We start from the raw sequence: 16,738 nt of genomic DNA on the forward strand, positions 1-16,738 counted from the left end.
CCGACCCGACGGAGAGGCAGCCGCGATGCCCGAGCGCCCCAGTCCCCGGAAGCCCGGCTGGCGCCGCACGCCGCCCCCGCCGCCCTCGGCACCGGCGAGCCCGCCCGCCCCGCAGGACCCCGAGCCGCCGGAGGGCGGCGAGGTCGCCAGCGTCGTGCAGGCGGTGCTCTACCGCGACGGCGTCCGCGTCCTGGCGCCCGACACCCTCGCGGAGACCTTCCGGGCACTGCGCGAGCAGCCGGCCGGCATGGCCTGGATCGGCCTGGCCCGCCCGACGGAGAGCGAACTGCACTCCCTGGCCGGGGAGTTCGACCTGCACCCGCTCGCCGTCGAGGACGCGAAGGAGGCCCACCAGCGCCCCAAGCTGGAACGGTACGGCGACACCCTCTTCGTCGTGCTGCGCGCCGCCCGCTACCTCGACGCGCCGGAGGAGATCGACTTCGCCGAGCTGCACGTGTTCGTGGGCCCCGACTTCGTCATCACGGTCCGCCACGGAGCGGCGCCGGACCTGTCGGCGGTGCGCCGCCGTATGGAGGCGACCCCGGAGCTGCTGAGACTGGGCCCCGAGGCGGTGCTGTACGCGATCCTGGACGCGGTGGTCGACGACTACGCGCCGGTCGTCTACGGCGTCCAGAACGACATCGACGAGATCGAGACGGAGGTCTTCCGCGGCGACCCGGAGGTCTCCCGCCGCATCTACGAACTCTCCCGCGAGATGGTCGAGTTCCAGCGCGCCACCCGCCCCCTGGTCGGCATGCTGCACGGCCTGATGGCCGGCTTCTCCAAGTACGGCACGGACGAGGAACTCCAGCGCTACCTGCGGGACGTCGCCGACCACGTCACCCACACCAGCGAACGCGTCGACAGCTTCCGCCTGGCCCTCACCGAGATCCTCACCGTCAACGCCACCCTCGTCACCCAGCAACAGAACGCGGAGATGCGGGCGTTGGCGGAGGCGGGCTTCGCCCAGAACGAGGAGATCAAGAAGATCTCCTCCTGGGCGGCCATTCTGTTCGCCCCGACGCTGGTCGGGACGATCTACGGGATGAACTTCGAGCACATGCCGGAGTTGCACTGGGTGATGGGATACCCCTTCGCCATCCTCCTGATGGCGGTGGTGTGCACCAGTTTGTACGTCATCTTCAAGAGGCGGGACTGGCTTTGAGCAGCCAGCCACATCGCTGACGCGCTGCGGCGCCCGTGGACCACGGGTCCGGTCGTCCGGCTCCCGCCCCGTACGGGTGCGGGGCACCGTCGAGCCCGCGTCCCCCGAGCAGAGCGCCGCCGACCTGCTCGCGCGTGCGCCCTCAGCCCGCGCCGCGGTGCTGCTGGGCCGCCGGAGCGAGCACCTGGAAGGCCCCGAGGAGCGCGACCGGGCCTTCCGTGCGGCGCCGGCCCGCATCGAGTCGAAGCCCGCTCTGGTCAGCCCCGAATGGACGCTCCACACCCTCGTTCCGGTCGAGATCGAGTTCTGGCGGGCGGACAAGGGCCGCCTCCACAACCGGCTGCGCTACGAACGCCCTGACCGTCACAGCGCGTGGGAACGCCACATGCTGTGGCCGTAGCTCCACGGGGGGGAGGAAGAGCCGCGCACCCATCGCCGTGTGCGGCGGCCTCTCGGCAGGGCACTGCACCAGCGGGCTCCGGGAGGCCCTTGGCGTCCGCTGTACAGGCCTCGATACTTTGCACGGTGACGTCGGGAGAATCAGGCACGCTGGGGGCGGTGGGCCGGCTGCTGCGTTACCCGGTGAAGTCGATGCTCGGCGAGGAGCTCGCCGCCGTCGATGTCACAGAGCGGGGCCTCGCCCGCGACCGGCGCTTCGCTCTGACGGACCGGGACACCGGCAAGGTCGCCAGCGCCAAGCATCCGCGTCTGTGGCGCCAACTGCTCGCCCTCACCGCACGGGCCGAAGACTGCGCGGTACGCATCGCCGCTCCAGGGGGCAAGGAGCTGTGGTCGACCGATCCGGGGGTCGACGACGCGCTGTCGGAGGTCGTCGGCCGCCGCGTCTCGCTCACCGACACCCCTCCGCACGAGGCGACACTCGACCGCGCCGACCCCGAGGACGTCCTGCGTAACGTCTCCGAGCTGCCGGTGAGCGCACGAGAGGGGCGGCTGGGCGGCGGTTCTCCGGAGGGAACGTTCTTCGACTACGCGCCCGTCCATCTCCTCACGACCTCGACGGTCGCCCGCATCGCCGCCCTCGCCCCGACCGGCACGGCCGCGGCGGAGCGCTACCGCCCCAACATCGTGATCCGTACCCCTCTCGGACCGGGCTTCGCGGAGAACGACTGGACCGGCCGGGCCCTCCGTATCGGTGCCGACCTCACCCTGCGCGTCATCGCCCGCACCCCGCGCTGCGCCGTTCCCACCCTGGCGCACGGCGCTCTCCCCCCGGACACCGCCGCGCTCCGGGTCCTGGCGGACCACAACCGGGTCATCCCGTTGGAGTCGATGGGACCGCAGCCGTGCGCCGGCGTCTACGCCCAGGTGCTCCGGCCGGGGCTGATCCAGCTCGGCGACCAGGTCCGCTGGGCCTGACCTGGCGGCGTCCTCTCCGAGTTCGAGCAGTGCCGCCGCCGTGGCCGCCTCGTCCGTGACCGGACCTACTCGGGCCGGCCCGAGCCGAGGCGGTCCTGGACCCAGGCGTGGAACTCGCCGATGTGGTGCTCGCTGGGCACCAGGACGCCGCCCTTGGCGTACAGGCGCGAGCTCATCGCCGGCTGGCAGCGCTCGCAGGCGTCGAAGTCCTGCCGGTTGACCCGGTCGAACAGCTCCACCGACCGGCTGACGTCCCGGCCGCTCTCCACCACGCCCTTCAGGTACAGCCAGTCGCACTCGACGATCGTCCGGTCGACGGCCACCGGGTACATCCGGTGGAAGATCACATGGTCGGGGACCAGGTTGACGAACACCTGCGGCCGTACCGTGATCGCGTAGTACCGGCGGTCCTGCTCCTCGGAGACCGTGGGAATACGGTCCAGGCCCGCCGAGCCGTCGACGGTGAACCCCTGGACGTCCGCGCCGAATTCGGCACCGTGGCCCACGTAGTACTGCGCGGCGTAGCCGTCGGCGAACTCCGGGAGCACCTCGGTCAGTTCCGGGTGGATCGTCGCGCAGTGGTAGCACTCCATGAAGTTCTCGATGATCAGCTTCCAGTTCGCCTTCACGTCGTAGACGATCCGCCTGCCGACCTCCAGGCTCTCGATGTCGTACCGGTCGATGGACTCCACGTCGCCCAGGCGCGCCACCACATCCGCGATCACCGACTGCTCGAACGGGGGCGGGTTCTCGGCCAGGCACACCCACACATAGCCCAGCCACTCGCGCACCGGCACGCTCGCCAGGCCGTACTCGGTACGGCCCACGTCCGGCATCTTCGTCAGGTTCGGAGCCGCGACGAGCTTGCCGTCGAGGTCGTAGGTCCAGGCGTGATAGGGGCACTGGAACGCCCGCTTCACCTCACCGGACTCCTCCGTGCACAGCTTCGCGCCCCGGTGCCGGCACACGTTGAAGAAGGCGCGGACGGACCTGTCCCGGGACCTGGTCACCAGCACGCTCTCCCGCCCCACGTCCACGGTCTTGAACGCGCCCGGCTTCGCCAGCTCCGAGGAGCGTGCCACGCAGAACCACATGGACTCGAAGATGCGCTCCTGCTCCAGACGGAAGATCTCCGGGTCGGTGTAGTGATCACCGGGGAGAGTCGCGATCAGGCTGTCGGGCAGGCCGGTCGTGGTCATGGTTCACCTCGGAGGAAAGCGTCTCGGGCAGGAACCGCTGAAGTTGCTTCATATGCAACCTGTATCGACTTACGCAACAAACAGTGCAGCCCGCCCGGATCACTGTCAAGAGGTCTCCCGAGGGCCGCCGAAGTCGCGCCGCCCCGAGGGAGGCGGCGTCAGGTGCGGCCCCTTGACCGCGGGGCACCACAACCAGGACCATGTTGCGTATCAATCCCACTGTTGCGTAATGCGCACTCTCCGGGAGGACTCAGTGTCTCTTCGACCGCACCCCGACCGTGAGTTCGTCCTCACCCTCTCCTGCCCGGACCGCTCCGGCCTCGTCCACGCCGTCACCGGCTTCCTCGTCCGGCACTCCGGGAACATCCAGGAGAGTCAGCAGTTCGACGACCGGCTGCAGGACCTCTTCTTCATGCGGGTGCACTTCGACGTCTCGGACCCGAGCACGTCACTGGAGGACCTGCGGTCCGGCTTCGCCCCGGTGGCGGAGGCGTACCGGATCTCCTGGCAGCTGCACAACGCGTCGACCCCGACCCGCACCCTGATCATGGTGTCGAAGTTCGGACACTGCCTGAACGACCTGCTCTTCCGCCGACGCACCGGCGCGCTGAACATCGAGGTGCCGGCGATCGTCTCCAACCACCGGGACTTCGAACCGCTCGCCGAGAGCTACGGGATCCCCTTCCACCACGTTCCCGTGACCCGGGAGACGAAGGCCGACGCGGAGGCGAGGCTGCTGAAGCTCGTCGACGAGCTCGACATCGACCTCGTGGTCCTCGCCCGCTACATGCAGATCCTGTCGAACGACCTGTGCAAGCAGCTCGAAGGCCGGGCGATCAACATCCACCACTCGTTCCTGCCGAGCTTCAAGGGCGCGCGGCCCTACGTCCAGGCGCACGAGCGCGGCGTCAAGCTCGTCGGGGCCACGGCGCACTACGTCACCCCGGACCTCGACGAGGGGCCCATCATCGAGCAGGACGTCATCCGCGTGAACCACGCTCAGAGCCCCGAGAGTCTGGTCACCCTGGGGCGCGACGTCGAGGCGCAGGTCCTCGCCCGGGCCGTGGAGTGGCACAGCCAGAGCCGGATCATGATCAACGGCAATCGCACGGTCGTCTTCCGCTGACCAGTGCTGACCTGTTCGCCTATTGTTTCGCCATGAACAGCTACGGCACCGAGTCCGCGGGCACGTCCAGTGGCGGTGTGCAGTCCGTCGACCGGGCTGTCACCGTGCTGGAGATCCTGGCCCAGCGCGGCGAGGCAGGCGTCAGTGAAGTGGCCGAGGCGATCGACGTCCACAAGTCCACCGCGTTTCGCCTGCTCGGCGCGCTGGAGGCACATGGGATGGTCGAGCAGGAGGGCGAGCGCGGGAAGTACCGCCTCGGCTTCGGGATCGTGCGCCTCGCCGGTGCGGTCACGGGCCGCATCGACGTCACCAAGCACGGGCGGGGGATCTGCGAGCGTCTCGCCGAGGTCCTGGGCGAGACGATGAACATCGCGGTGCTCGAAGGCCACCACGTGATCAACCTCGACCAGGTGCGCGGCCAGTCCGCCATCACCGCGCAGAACTGGGTCGGACGGCAGACGCCGATGCACTGCACATCGAGCGGCAAGATTCTCCTGGCCCACCTCACGCCCGAGCACCGGGACCAGCTCATCGCCGCGGCCGGGCTCGACCGCATGACGGCGCGCACGCTGACCTCCAGGGAGAAGCTGGAGGCGGATCTGGCCGAGGCCCGCGAGCGGGGCTACGCCATGACGGTGGAGGAGTACGAGGAGGGCCTCAACGCCATCGCCGCTCCCGTCCGTTCGGCCGACGGCGAGACCGTCGCCGCCCTCTCCGCCTCGGGGCCCGCCTTCCGCCTCACCGAGCAGCGGATGCACGACATCGCACCGGTGCTGATCGAGGGCGCGGACGAACTCAGCCGCCGGCTCGGCCACCTGGGCTGACGCCCCGCCCACGGCTCCGCCTCTCCCCACCGGCAGGCAGGCAGGACGGACGGCGGCCGGTGATCGATTCTCTGGATCACCGGCCGCCGTCCGCGCGCTCACCCGGATCTCAGGCCCGCCACTCCACAGCCGCGTCCAGCAGCCAGTCCGTGAGGTAGCCGGCGAAGGACGAACGGACCAGCACCCAGAATCCGGCCCGGGGTTCGTCACGGGCGACCAGCACGACCTGGGTGCGGCCCAGGGTGGTCTGGGCGCAGCGTCCGGCACCGAAGGACCGCGGGTGCAGGTCCAGCGCGCAGCCGTGGGCCAGCAGGTCGCGGGCGCGCGGGCCCGTGACCAGGAGGGTGGTGCGCTGGGCGGAGACGTCGGTGACGGACACGTGCTCGTCACCGGCCGCCTCACGGATCCGGCCCTCCAGGTCCTGCCGGCGGCCCGGCGGGCCGACCACGAGCCACTCGTCGGGGCCGAGCCACAGCGCGGTCAGCTCCCCGGCGCGTACGACGGTGCCGGGTTCGACGGGCAGGGGGAGGCCCAGCGCCCGCCCGACGGCGTCCGCCGCCGTGCCCTTGGGGTCGAGGCGCACGTCGATCTGGGTGAGGAAGGGCAGTTCGGCCAGCCGGATCGCACCCCCGGACGTGCGTGTCGCGGCGGCCAGGCGGTCCGCGACGTGCGACAGAGGGCTGCGGAGCGGGGCGGTAAGGGCGGTGTCAGCCATCGCGGCGGGCTCCCTCGGGGTCGTAGAGGACGGGGCTCGCGACGGTCACCGGGACCAGCCGGTCGCCCACGGGGGCGTAGAGCCGCTCGCCGATGCGGTCCCGGCCGCCCTTGATCAGGGCGAGCGCGAAGGTCCGGCCGAGGGCGGCACTGCGGTAGCTGGACGTGACATGGCCGAGCATCGGGACCGGCGGGGCGGGCAGCACCCGGTCCGCGACCAGGTGCGTGCCCTCGGGCAGGAAGGTGCCCGGGTCGTCGGGAAGCAGGCCGACCAGGTGCTTGCGGTCGGGGCGGACGGCGTCGGCGCGGGCGTGGGAACGCTTGCCGATGAAGTCCGGCTTCTTCTTCGACACCACCCAGCTCATGCCGAGATCCTGCGGCGTCACCGTGCCGTCGGCGTCCTGGCCGACGATCGGATAGCCCTTCTCCGCCCGCAGGACGTGCATGGTCTCGGTTCCGTACGGGGTGATGCCGTACGGGGCGCCGGCCTCGTACAGCGCCTCCCACAGGGCGCGGGCCTCCCACGGTGACACGTTGATCTCGTAGGCGAGTTCGCCGGAGAAACTGATCCGGCACACGCGCGCGTCGATGCCGGCGACGGTCGTGTCCCGCCAGGCCATGAACGGGAAGTCCTCGTTGGCGACGGCCAGTCGGGGTGCCAGCGAGCCGAGGACCTCGCGGGAGCGCGGGCCGACCAGGGCCACGGTGGCCCACTGCTCGGTCACAGAGGTGCAGTGGACGCGCAGGTCGGGCCACTCCGTCTGGAGCCACTCCTCCATCCAGTCCAGTACGGCGGCCGCGTTGCCCGTCGTGGTGGTGACCAGGAAGCGGTCCTGGGCGAGGCGGATGACGGTGCCGTCGTCGAACACCATGCCGTCCGGGCGGCACATCACGCCGTAGCGGATCATGCCGACCTTCAGGGTGCCCATCATGTTGGTGTAGAGCAGATCGAGGAACGCGCCGGCGTCCGGGCCCTGGACGTCGATCTTGCCGAGGGTGGAGGCGTCCATGAAGGCGACGCCCTCGCGGGCGGCCGCGCACTCGCGCAGCACGGCCGACTCCATGTCCTCGCCGTCCTGCGGGTAGTACCAGGGGCGCTTCCACTGGCCGACGTTCTCGAAGAGCGCGCCGTGCGCGACATGCCAGGCGTGCAGGGCCGTCGTACGGATCGGGTCGTGCAGCGCGCCGCGGTCGCGGCCGGCGAGGGTGGCGAAGGAGACGGGGGTGTACGGCGGCCGGAACGTGGTCGTGCCGAGCGCCGAGATGTCCACGCCCAGCAGTTCGGCGACGGCGCCGCTGGCCAGGACGCCGGAGGTCTTGCCCTGGTCGTTGGCGGTGCCGGCCGTGGTGTAGCGCTTGGTGTGCTCGACCGAGCGCATTCCGGCGCCGGTCGCGCGGGCCAGGTCGTCGACGGTGACGTCGCGTTGGAGGTCGACGAAGCGCGGGGCGCCCTCGCGGCCCGGGACGGTGAAGACCCGCATGGGGGGTGTCTCGGGCTGTACGGGCACCCGCGGGAGGCGGGGCGTCTCGGACGTGTAGCCCTCGGCCTCGATCGCGCGGGCTCCGGCAGCGGCCCCCTGTGCGAGGACCCGGGCCAGGTCGAGGACACCGCTCGCGCTGCCCGCGACCTCGACCGGCTGGCGGGAGGCGTCGGGAACGAAGGTGCCGAGCTCCTCGTCGTGGCGCAGGGTGCCGCCCGCCTGGCTGAACAGGTGCGCGACGGGGTTCCAGCCGCCGGACACCAGCAGCAGGTCGGCGGCGAACTCCCGCTGCCCCGCGGACTCTCCGTACGGGGCCACGGTCACGGAGGTGAGCCGCGGGGCGCCTTCCGTGCCGGTGACGGCATGGCCGGACAGCACCTCGATGCCGGCCTGCCGGGCACGCTCCGCCCACTCCCCCGGCTCGGTGCGCGTGTCGACGATCGCCGCGACGGCCACGCCCGCCGCGGTGAGGTCCAGCGCGGCCGCGTAGGCACTGTCGTTGGTGGTGAGGACGACCGCGTGGCGGCCGGGCAGGACGCCGTGGCGGTTGACGTAGGCACGCGCGGAGGCGGCCAGCATCACGCCGGGGCGGTCGTTGTCCGCGAAGGCGAGCGAGCGCTCGTGGGCGCCGGTGGCGAGGACGACGCGACGGGCGCGGATACGCCACACGCGTTCGCGGGAGACGTTCTGCGGGGCCTCGGCACCGAGGTGGTTGGTGCGGCGCTCCACGGCCAGGAGATGGTTGTCGTCGTAGTAGCCGAAGACGGTGGTGCGGCGCAGGACGCGGACGTCGGGGGCCGCGTCGAGCCGGGTGCCGGTCTCGTCGACCCAGTCGAGGAGTTCGCCGGTGCCGAGGAGGCTGCCGCCGAGTTCCGGCCGGTCGTCGGCGAGGATGACGCGTGCGCCGCTCTTCGCCGCCGCCGCTGCGGCTGCGAGGCCGGCCGGCCCGGCTCCGACGACCAGCAGGTCGCAGTGCGCGTGTACGGCGTCGTAGCGGGACGGGTCCGCGGTGGTGGCGAGGCGGCCCTGGCCGGGGAGGCTGCTCGCGACCAGGCCGTCGTACAGCTCGACGGTCGTCGCGGGGAGCATCGGCTCGGGGAAGGGTTCCTCGATCTGGACGACCGCGTTGGGCTCCTCGACGCCGGCCGAGAAGATGCCTCGGGGGCGGCCGAGCTTGATGCTGGTGCCGGTCTGGATGACGCCGTTGGCGAGGAGGGCGGAGGCGAGGGTGTCGCCTCGGTAGCCCTGGTATGCGGTGCCGTCGAAAGTGAAGGTCAGGGGATGGTTGCGGTCGACGCGGCCGCCGGTGGGCAGGCGGAACGGCTGGTTCTCTCCCACCCCGCCCCTTCCCGAATCCAGGGGTCCACCCCTGGACCCCGCTGGGGGCTCCGCCCCCAGACCCCCGTTCGGCCCTGAAAGGGCCTCGGCCTCGAACTCCCCCAGAGGGGGTACCCCCAGACGGGCTGGATGGACCGGACGCGGCTCAGCAGTTGCCGGACGCGGCTCACCCGCCCGGTACACCGCCAGCAGCTCATTCGTCGCCGTGTCCCGCACCGCGTTGAACCAGCGGCGGCAGCCCGCCGTATGGTTCCAGCGCTCGGCGAACGGGCCCTTCGGGTTGTCGCGGAAGAAGAGGTAGCGGGCCCATTCCTCGTCGGTCAGGGCCGCCGGGTCCTCCGGATACGGCACGTGGGCCTGGCCGCCGTAGTGGAATTCGGCCTCGTCTCGGGGCCCGCACCACGGGCAGGGGATCAACAGCATGGTTCGGCTCCCTAGTGGGCCACCGCGGCCGCGCCGTGCTCGTCGACGAGCGCGCCGGTGGTGAAACGGTCGAGCGAGAAGGGGGCGTTGAGGGGGTGAGGGGTGTCGTGGGCGATGGTGTGGGCGTAGACCCAGCCGACGCCCGGGGTGGCCTTGAAGCCGCCGGTGCCCCAGCCGCAGTTGAGGTAGAGGTTGTCGACCGGGGTGAGGCCGATGATCGGTGAGGCGTCGGGGCTGACGTCGACGATGCCGCCCCAGGTGCGCAGCACGTGGGCGCGGGCGAAGACCGGGAAGAGCTCCAGGGCCGCCGACATCTGTTCCTCGATGATGTGGAACGCGCCGCGCTGGGTGTAGGAGTTGTACGAGTCGATGCCCGCGCCCATCACCAGCTCGCCCTTGTGCGCCTGGCTGACGTACACATGGACCGCGTTGGACATGACGACCGTCGGGTGCACCGGCTCCAGGAGTTCGGAGACGAGCGCCTGCAACGGGTGGCTCTGGAGCGGGAGTTCGATGCCCGCCATGGCGGCGAGGACCGAGGTGTGGCCCGCCGAGCAGAGGGCCACCTTGCCGGCCGCGATCGGGCCCAGGCTCGTCTGCACTCCGACCACCCGGCCGCCGACCACGTCCAGTCCCGTGACTTCGCAGTTCTGGATGATGTCGATTCCGGCGGCGTCGGCCGAGCGGGCCAGGCCCCAGGCGACGTGGTCGTGCTTGGCAATGCCGGCGCGGGGCTGGTAGGTGGCGCCGAGGACCGGATAGCGCACGTCCGGGGAGATGTTGACGATCGGGCAGACCTCCGCGACCCGCTCGGCGTCGAGCCATTCGGCGTCCACGCCGTTGAGGCGGTTCGCCTCGACCCGGCGCACGCTGTCGCGGACGTCCTGGAGGCTGTGGGCGAGGTTCAGTACGCCGCGCTGGGAGAAGAGGATCGGGTAGTCCAGCTCGTCCGCCAGGCCCTCCCACAGCTTGAGCGCGTGCTCGTAGATGCCGGCGCTCTCGTCCCAGAGGTAGTTGGAGCGGATGATCGTGGTGTTGCGGGCCATGTTGCCGCCCGCCAGCCAGCCCTTCTCCAGCACGGCGACGTTGGTGATGCCGTGGTTCTTCGCCAGGTAGTGGGCGGTGGCGAGGCCGTGGCCGCCGCCGCCCACGACGATCACGTCGTAGGAGCGCTTGGGCTCCGGTGTGCGCCACAGCCAGTCGGGGTGTTCGGGGAGCTCGGCGCCGGGGGTGCGGGGGCTCATCGGGCGTCTCCGGCTTCTGTTTCTGTCTGTGACAGGTGCGGGTAGAGCGGGTGCTCGGCGGCCAGTGCCTCGGTGCGGGCGCGCAGGGCGACGGTGTCCGGTTCGGGCTGGAGGGCCAGCGCGATCACGTCGGCGACCTCGGCGAAGTCCTCCTCGGTGAAGCCACGGGTGGCCAGCGCCGGGGTGCCGATGCGCAGGCCCGAGGTGACCATGGGCGGGCGCGGGTCGAAGGGCACGGCGTTGCGGTTGACGGTGATGCCGATCTCGTGGAGGAGGTCCTCGGCCTGGCGGCCGTCCAGCGCCGAGTCGCGCAGGTCGACCAGGACCAGGTGGACGTCCGTGCCGCCGGTCAGCACCCGGACCCCTGCCGCCGCCGCGTCGGGCCGGGTGAGGCGCTCGGCCAGGATGCGGGCGCCGGCCAGCGTGCGGGCCTGGCGCTCCGCGAACTCCGGTGACGCCGCCACCTTGAAGGAGACCGCCTTCGCGGCGATGACGTGCTCCAGCGGGCCGCCCTGCATGCCGGGGAACACCGCCGAGTTGATCTTCTTGGCGAGGTCGGCCTCGTTGGTGAGGATGACTCCGCCGCGCGGGCCGCCGAGTGTCTTGTGGGTCGTCGTGGTCGTCACGTGCGCGTGCGGGACGGGGTTCGGGTGCAGCCCTGCCGCGACGAGGCCGGCGAAGTGCGCCATGTCGACCATCAGCAGGGCGCCCACGTCGTCGGCGATCCGGCGGAAGGCCGCGAAGTCCAGCTGCCTGGGGTACGCCGACCAGCCCGCGATGATCATCTTGGGGCGGTGTTCCTTGGCGAGCCGCTCGACCTCCTCCATGTCGACGAGGTGGTCCGCCTCGGACACGTGGTACGGCACGATGTCGAGCATCTTGCCGCTGTAGTTGAGGCGCATGCCGTGGGTGAGATGGCCGCCGTGCGCGAGGTCGAGGCCGAGGACGGTGTCGCCGGGCTGGAGAAGGGCGAAGAAGACGGCGGTGTTGGCCTGGGCACCGGAATGCGGCTGGACGTTGGCGAACCCGGCGCCGAAGAGGGCCTTGATCCGCTCGATGGCCAGGCGCTCGGTGACGTCGACGTGTTCGCAGCCGCCGTAGTAGCGGCGGCCGGGGTAGCCCTCGGCGTACTTGTTGGTCGCGACCGAGCCCTGGGCCTCCATCACGGCGGTGGGCGCGAAGTTCTCGGAGGCGATCATCTCCAGGGTGGACTGCTGGCGGTGCAGTTCGGCGCGGAGGGCTGCGTGGACCTCGGGGTCCAGCTCCGCCAGGGGGGTGTTCAGCGCGTTCATACGGCGTTCGCGTTCCTCTCGGCGGCCTCGACGACATTGGCGAGCAGCATGGCTCGGGTCATGGGGCCCACGCCCCCGGGCATCGGCGCGAGCCATCCGGCGACCTCGGCGGCCTCCGGGTGCACATCGCCGACCAGGCCCTGGTCGGTGCGGGTGATGCCGACGTCCAGGACGGCCGCGCCGGGGCGCAGCATGGACTTGGTGATCAGTCCGGGCGAGCCGGCGGCCGCGATGACGATGTCCGCCTCGCGTACGTGCCAGGCCAGGCCCTTCGTCCCGGTGTGGCAGAGGGTGACGGTGGCGTTCTCGGATCTGCGGGTGAGGAGCAGTCCGACGGGGCGTCCCACGGTGACGCCGCGTCCGATCACGCACACGCGCGCTCCCGCGAGCGGGACGTCGTACCGGCGCAGGAGTTCGACGATGCCTCGCGGGGTGCAGGGCAGCGGGGCCTCGACGCCGAGGACGAGCCGGCCGAGGTTGACGGGGTGCAGGCCGTCGGCATCCTTGGCCGGGTCGATGCGTTCCAGTACGGCGCCCGCGTCCAGGTGGCCCGGGAGCGGGAGCTGGACGATGTACCCGGTGCAGGCGGGATCGGCGTTGAGTTCGTCGATGACGTCCTCGACCCGCTGCTGGGAGGCGTCGGCGGGCAGGTCGCGGCGGAGGGACGCGATGCCCACCTGCGCGCAGTCCCGGTGCTTGCCGGCGACGTAGGCGCGGCTGCCGGGGTCGTCGCCGACGAGCACCGTGCCGAGCCCCGGCGGGCGGCCGCCGTCGGCGGTCGACTTGGCCACGCGCTCGGCGAGTTCGCGGCGGATGCCGGCGGCGGTCGCCTTGCCGTCGAGGAGTTGTGCGGTCACCGGCGTGTTCCTTCCCTACGGTCAGCCACGGAGGCGGGACATGGTCGGGTCGAACAGGGGCTCCTCGGCGACGACCGCCTCGACGCGCTGGTCGAAGTAGCCGATGTGCACGGTGGTGCCGGGGGTGGAGAGGTCCGTGGGCAGCCAGGCGTAGGCGATGCCCTTGCCGATCGTGTAGCCGAAGGCGGCGCTGGTGACGTAGCCGACCGGGCGGTCGCCGTCGTACACCGGTTCCTTGCCCAGGACGACGGCCCGCGGGTCGTCGATCGTGAGGCAGGTCAGCTTGCGTCGCACGTCCGCCCTGCGGCGCTCCAGGGCGGCCTTGCCGATGAAGTCGTCCTTGTCGGGCTTGACGGCGAAGCCGACGCCGGCCTCGTACGGGTCGTGTTCGTAGGTCATGTCGGTGCCGAAGGAGCGGTACCCCTTCTCGAGGCGGAGGCTGTTGAAGGCGCCTCGGCCGGCCGCGATGCCGCCCAGCGGCTCGGCCGCCCGCCACAGGGTGTCCCACAGCTTCCGGCCGAGGTCGGCGGTGGTGTACAGCTCCCAGCCCAGCTCACCGACGTAACTCAGGCGCATCGCGGTGACGGGGACGGAGCCTATGTGGGCGCGCTGGGCGCGGAAGTATTTCAGGCCGGTCGCCGAGAAGTCCGTGTCGGTGAGCGGCTGGAGGACATCGCGGGCGAGGGGTCCCCACAGGCCGATGCAGCAGGTGCCGGGGGTGATGTCACGGACCTGGACGGTGCCGTCGGCGGGGAGGTGGCGGGTGAACCAGTCGAGGTCCAGGTTGCCGTTGGCGCCGACCTGGAAGAGGTCGGTGGCCAGCCGGGCGACGGTGATGTCGCTGCGGATGCCGCCGTCGTGGTCGAGGAGCAGGGTGTAGGTCACCGAGCCGACGGACTTGGCGACCTTGCCGGTGCACAGCCGCTCCAGGAACTCGGCGGATCCGCGCCCGCTGACCTCGAGCCGTTTGAGGGCCGTCATGTCGTACATCGCGACGGTCTCGCGGGTGGTCTGGGCCTCCGCGCCGACGACGGGCGACCAGTACCGCGCGGCCCAGTCGTTGGGGGTGACGAGGGAACGGCCTTCGACCAGGCCCGCGTTGGCCTCGTACCACTGCGGGCGCTCCCAGCCGTTCGCCTCCAGGAAGAAGGCGCCCAGCTCCTGCTGGCGGGCGTGGAACGGGCTCGTGCGGATCGGGCGCGGATCCCCCGACGGCTGGAGGGGGTGGAGGATGTCGTAGACCTCGACGAAGTTCTGGCAGTCGCGGGCCAGCACGTACTCGGGGGAGAGCTGGTGCGGCTCGAAGCGGTTGACGTCGCACTCGTGCAGGTCGAAGGACGAGCAGTGTCCGTCGACGAGCCATTCGGCCACGGCTCGTCCCACGCCCGCGGAGTGGGTGACCCAGACGGCCTCGGCGACCCAGAAGCCCTTGACGTCCGGGGACTCGCCGAGGAGGGGCAGGCCGTCGGTGGTGAAGGAGAACAGGCCGTTGATGCCTTCCTCGACCTTGGCCTCCCGGGTGGCCGGGAGCAGTGACCGGGTCTCGGTCCAGGCGTCCGCGAAGTCCTCCTCGGTGAACTTCAGGACGGACGGCATCGCGTCGGCCTCGTCCACGGACAGGATGTCGTCGGCGGAGACCGGCATCGGGCGGTGGCCGTAGAAGCCGATGCCCAGGCCGTCGAAGCGGTCGCGGTAGTAGAGGTCGGCGTCCTGGTGGCGCAGGATCGGGCGCACCGCCTCCTGGGTCTGGCCCGCCAGCGCCGGTACCGGGCCGGTCCAGGCCAGTTGGTGGGCGAGCGGGGTGAGCGGGAGGTTCATGCCGACCATGCGGGCGATCTTCGGGCCCCAGATGCCGGCGCAGCACACGACGATGTCGGCGGGGATGTCGCCCTGGTCGGTGCGGACGCCGGTGACTTCGCCGTCGGCCTGCAGGACGTCCAGTACTTCGTGGCGGGCGAGGAAGCGCACGCCGCGCTCGGTGGCCCGGCGGATCTGCGCCTCGACGGCGAGGACGGCCTTGGCGAGGCCGTCCGTCGGGACGAGAAGGCCGCCGAGGACCCTGTCCGGGTTGACGAGCGGGTGCTGTTCGACGCATTCCTCCGGGCTCAGCAGCCGGCTCTCGATGCCCCAGGAGGTGAGCCAGCCCTGGCGGCGGTGGAGTTCCGTGACGCGCTCCGGGGTGGTCGCCACTTCGAGTCCGCCGACCTGGAGGAAGCAGGGCCGGCCGTCGACGTCGAGCGAGCAGAACTTCTCGACCGTGTAGCGGGCCAGCTCGGTCATGGTCTTGGAGGAGTTCGCCTGGAAGACCAGACCCGGGGCGTGCGACGACGATCCCCCGGTGGCGGGGAGCGGTCCCTGGTCGACCACGGTCACTTCGGTCCAGCCTCGTGCGGAGATCTCGTCGGCGAGCGCCGCCCCCACGACGCCCGCTCCGATGATGACCACCCGGGGTCCCGCCATCGCCGCACCTCCGACTCGAAAGCGATCCAGTTGCCGTATGCGCAACATGGTTCAGGTTGCGCAACTCAATGTGCCCGTCGCGGGGATGGGTGTCAAGAGGTCCGTGACGTCGGGGAACCACCCCGGACACGACGCGGGGACCACCCCGGACGCGACGCGGCCCGGCAGGCTGACGGTGCAGCCTGCCGGGCCCTCGCGGCGGGATTCTCGGGGCGGTCGCGCGCCCTGCTCGATGGTCGTGCGGCCTGCTCGACGGCCGTGCGCCCTACTTGATCCAGGCGTCGACCTTCGCCCGGTTGGCGTCGACCCACTTCTTCGCCGCCGCTTCGGGTGACATCTTGTCCACCGCGATGTACTTGGCCACCGTGTTCTGGTCGTCGTTCGCCCAGCTGAAGTTCTTCACCAGGTCATAGGCCGGGCTGCCCGACTTGGCGAACTTCGCGCTGACGATCTTGTCCAGCTTGTACACGGGATAGTCACAGGCCACCTTCGCCGCGTCGGCGTCACAGCCCTGCGTGTACTCGGGCAGCTTGACCTTGACCAGGGGCACCTCGGACAAGAACCACTGCGGCTCGTAGAAGTACCCGATCACCCATTCCTTGTTCTTCTCGGCGTTCCTGAAGGCCTGGATGAGCGCGGTCTCGCTGCCCGCGTACACCACCTTGTAGTCCAGTTTCAGGTTCTTCACCAGCGCCTCGTCGTTGGTGACGAACGACGGGTCGCCGTCGAGGAGCTGGCCCTTGCCGCCCGACTCCGAGGTCTTGAACTCGGACGCGTAGGTGTCGAGGTTCTTCCAGTCCGTGATGTCGGGGTGGGCCTTCGCCAGCCACGGCGGCACGTACCAGCCGATGAGGCCTTCGTTGCCGGTCGGCCCCGCGTCGACGGCGGTCTTCTGGTCGGTGATGTACTTCTTCTTCAGGTCGTCGTGGCCCCAGTTCTCCACGACCGCGTCGACCTCGCCCGTCCCGAAGCCCTGCCAGGCGATCTCTTCCTTCAGGTCCTTCTTGGTGACCTTGCAGCCGAGGTCCTGCTCCGCGACGTACGCGATGACCGCGGCGTTCGCCTCGTAGCCCACCCACGGGTTGACCGCGAGGTTGAAGGTGCCGCAGGTGCCCGAGCTGCCCGAGCCGTCGGCGCTGTCGCCGCCGACCTTCGCGCCACCGCAGGCCGTGAGGGTGAGGCCGAGGACCGCCATGCCGGCCGCGCCGGCCCGCCAGTGTCTTGCCATGGTGTCGTGC

The 16,738-nt window shown here is 71.0% G+C and carries 13 protein-coding genes; 5 read left to right on the forward strand and 8 right to left on the reverse strand.

All coding sequences use genetic code 11. The annotated features are described in order from the left end of the window. Window positions 1-25 precede the first annotated feature (25 nt). The 3 genes from ACZ6D7_RS40520 (at window position 26) to ACZ6D7_RS40530 (ending at window position 2,542) form a co-directional block, all read left to right on the forward strand. Complete coding sequence (locus tag ACZ6D7_RS40520) at window positions 26-1,165, forward strand: magnesium and cobalt transport protein CorA (RefSeq protein ID WP_469501991.1); 1,140 nt, start codon at window positions 26-28, stop codon at window positions 1,163-1,165. Between the two features lie 76 nt (window positions 1,166-1,241). Then, a complete protein-coding gene (locus tag ACZ6D7_RS40525; protein ID WP_469501995.1) occupies window positions 1,242-1,565 on the forward strand; it encodes a pyridoxine 5'-phosphate oxidase C-terminal domain-containing protein in 324 nt (107 codons plus the stop codon). A 125-nt stretch (window positions 1,566-1,690) separates the two neighbouring features. Then, window positions 1,691-2,542 (forward strand): MOSC domain-containing protein, encoded by an 852-nt coding sequence (locus ACZ6D7_RS40530; RefSeq protein WP_469501998.1) that lies wholly within the window; start codon window positions 1,691-1,693, stop codon window positions 2,540-2,542. 65 nt (window positions 2,543-2,607) lie between these two features. On the opposite strand, the gene ACZ6D7_RS40535 is transcribed toward ACZ6D7_RS40530, so the two are convergent. Next, window positions 2,608-3,741 (reverse strand): aromatic ring-hydroxylating oxygenase subunit alpha, encoded by a 1,134-nt coding sequence (locus tag ACZ6D7_RS40535; RefSeq protein WP_469502001.1) that lies wholly within the window; start codon window positions 3,739-3,741, stop codon window positions 2,608-2,610. A gap of 253 nt (window positions 3,742-3,994) precedes the next feature. On the opposite strand from ACZ6D7_RS40535, the gene purU reads away from it, so the two are divergent. Both purU and ACZ6D7_RS40545 read left to right on the forward strand, forming a co-directional pair. Then, a complete protein-coding gene (purU, locus tag ACZ6D7_RS40540) occupies window positions 3,995-4,867 on the forward strand; it encodes a formyltetrahydrofolate deformylase (RefSeq protein ID WP_469502004.1) in 873 nt (290 codons plus the stop codon). A 32-nt stretch (window positions 4,868-4,899) separates the two neighbouring features. Then, window positions 4,900-5,691, forward strand: a complete 792-nt coding sequence (locus ACZ6D7_RS40545) for an IclR family transcriptional regulator (RefSeq protein WP_469502007.1) — start codon at window positions 4,900-4,902, stop codon at window positions 5,689-5,691. Between the two features lie 109 nt (window positions 5,692-5,800). Here the strand turns inward: ACZ6D7_RS40545 and ACZ6D7_RS40550 are convergent, their stop codons facing one another. From ACZ6D7_RS40550 to ACZ6D7_RS40580, 7 genes are all read right to left on the reverse strand, one after another. Continuing rightward, entirely contained in the window at window positions 5,801-6,406 is a 606-nt protein-coding gene (locus ACZ6D7_RS40550) for a sarcosine oxidase subunit gamma (protein ID WP_469502010.1), read from the reverse strand. Continuing rightward, window positions 6,399-9,647 (reverse strand): sarcosine oxidase subunit delta family protein, encoded by a 3,249-nt coding sequence (locus ACZ6D7_RS40555; RefSeq protein WP_469502013.1) that lies wholly within the window; start codon window positions 9,645-9,647, stop codon window positions 6,399-6,401. Before ACZ6D7_RS40555 ends, ACZ6D7_RS40550 begins: the two co-directional genes overlap by 8 nt. 11 nt (window positions 9,648-9,658) lie before the next feature. Then, a complete protein-coding gene (locus tag ACZ6D7_RS40560; protein ID WP_469502017.1) occupies window positions 9,659-10,891 on the reverse strand; it encodes a sarcosine oxidase subunit beta family protein in 1,233 nt (410 codons plus the stop codon). After that, complete coding sequence (gene glyA / locus ACZ6D7_RS40565) at window positions 10,888-12,183, reverse strand: serine hydroxymethyltransferase (protein WP_469502020.1); 1,296 nt, start codon at window positions 12,181-12,183, stop codon at window positions 10,888-10,890. The genes ACZ6D7_RS40560 and glyA overlap by 4 nt, the downstream gene beginning before the upstream one ends. Then, on the reverse strand, window positions 12,180-13,040 hold the full coding sequence (locus tag ACZ6D7_RS40570; RefSeq protein WP_469502022.1) for a bifunctional methylenetetrahydrofolate dehydrogenase/methenyltetrahydrofolate cyclohydrolase: 861 nt from the start codon (window positions 13,038-13,040) through the stop codon (window positions 12,180-12,182). The genes glyA and ACZ6D7_RS40570 overlap by 4 nt, the downstream gene beginning before the upstream one ends. Window positions 13,041-13,061: 21 nt before the next feature. Continuing rightward, window positions 13,062-15,500 (reverse strand): GcvT family protein, encoded by a 2,439-nt coding sequence (locus ACZ6D7_RS40575; protein WP_469502025.1) that lies wholly within the window; start codon window positions 15,498-15,500, stop codon window positions 13,062-13,064. Between the two features lie 265 nt (window positions 15,501-15,765). Next, window positions 15,766-16,728, reverse strand: a complete 963-nt coding sequence (locus ACZ6D7_RS40580; protein WP_469502027.1) for an ABC transporter substrate-binding protein — start codon at window positions 16,726-16,728, stop codon at window positions 15,766-15,768. Window positions 16,729-16,738 lie beyond the last annotated feature (10 nt).

The sequence above is a fragment of the Streptomyces sp. NPDC041784 genome (genome assembly GCF_055591025.1).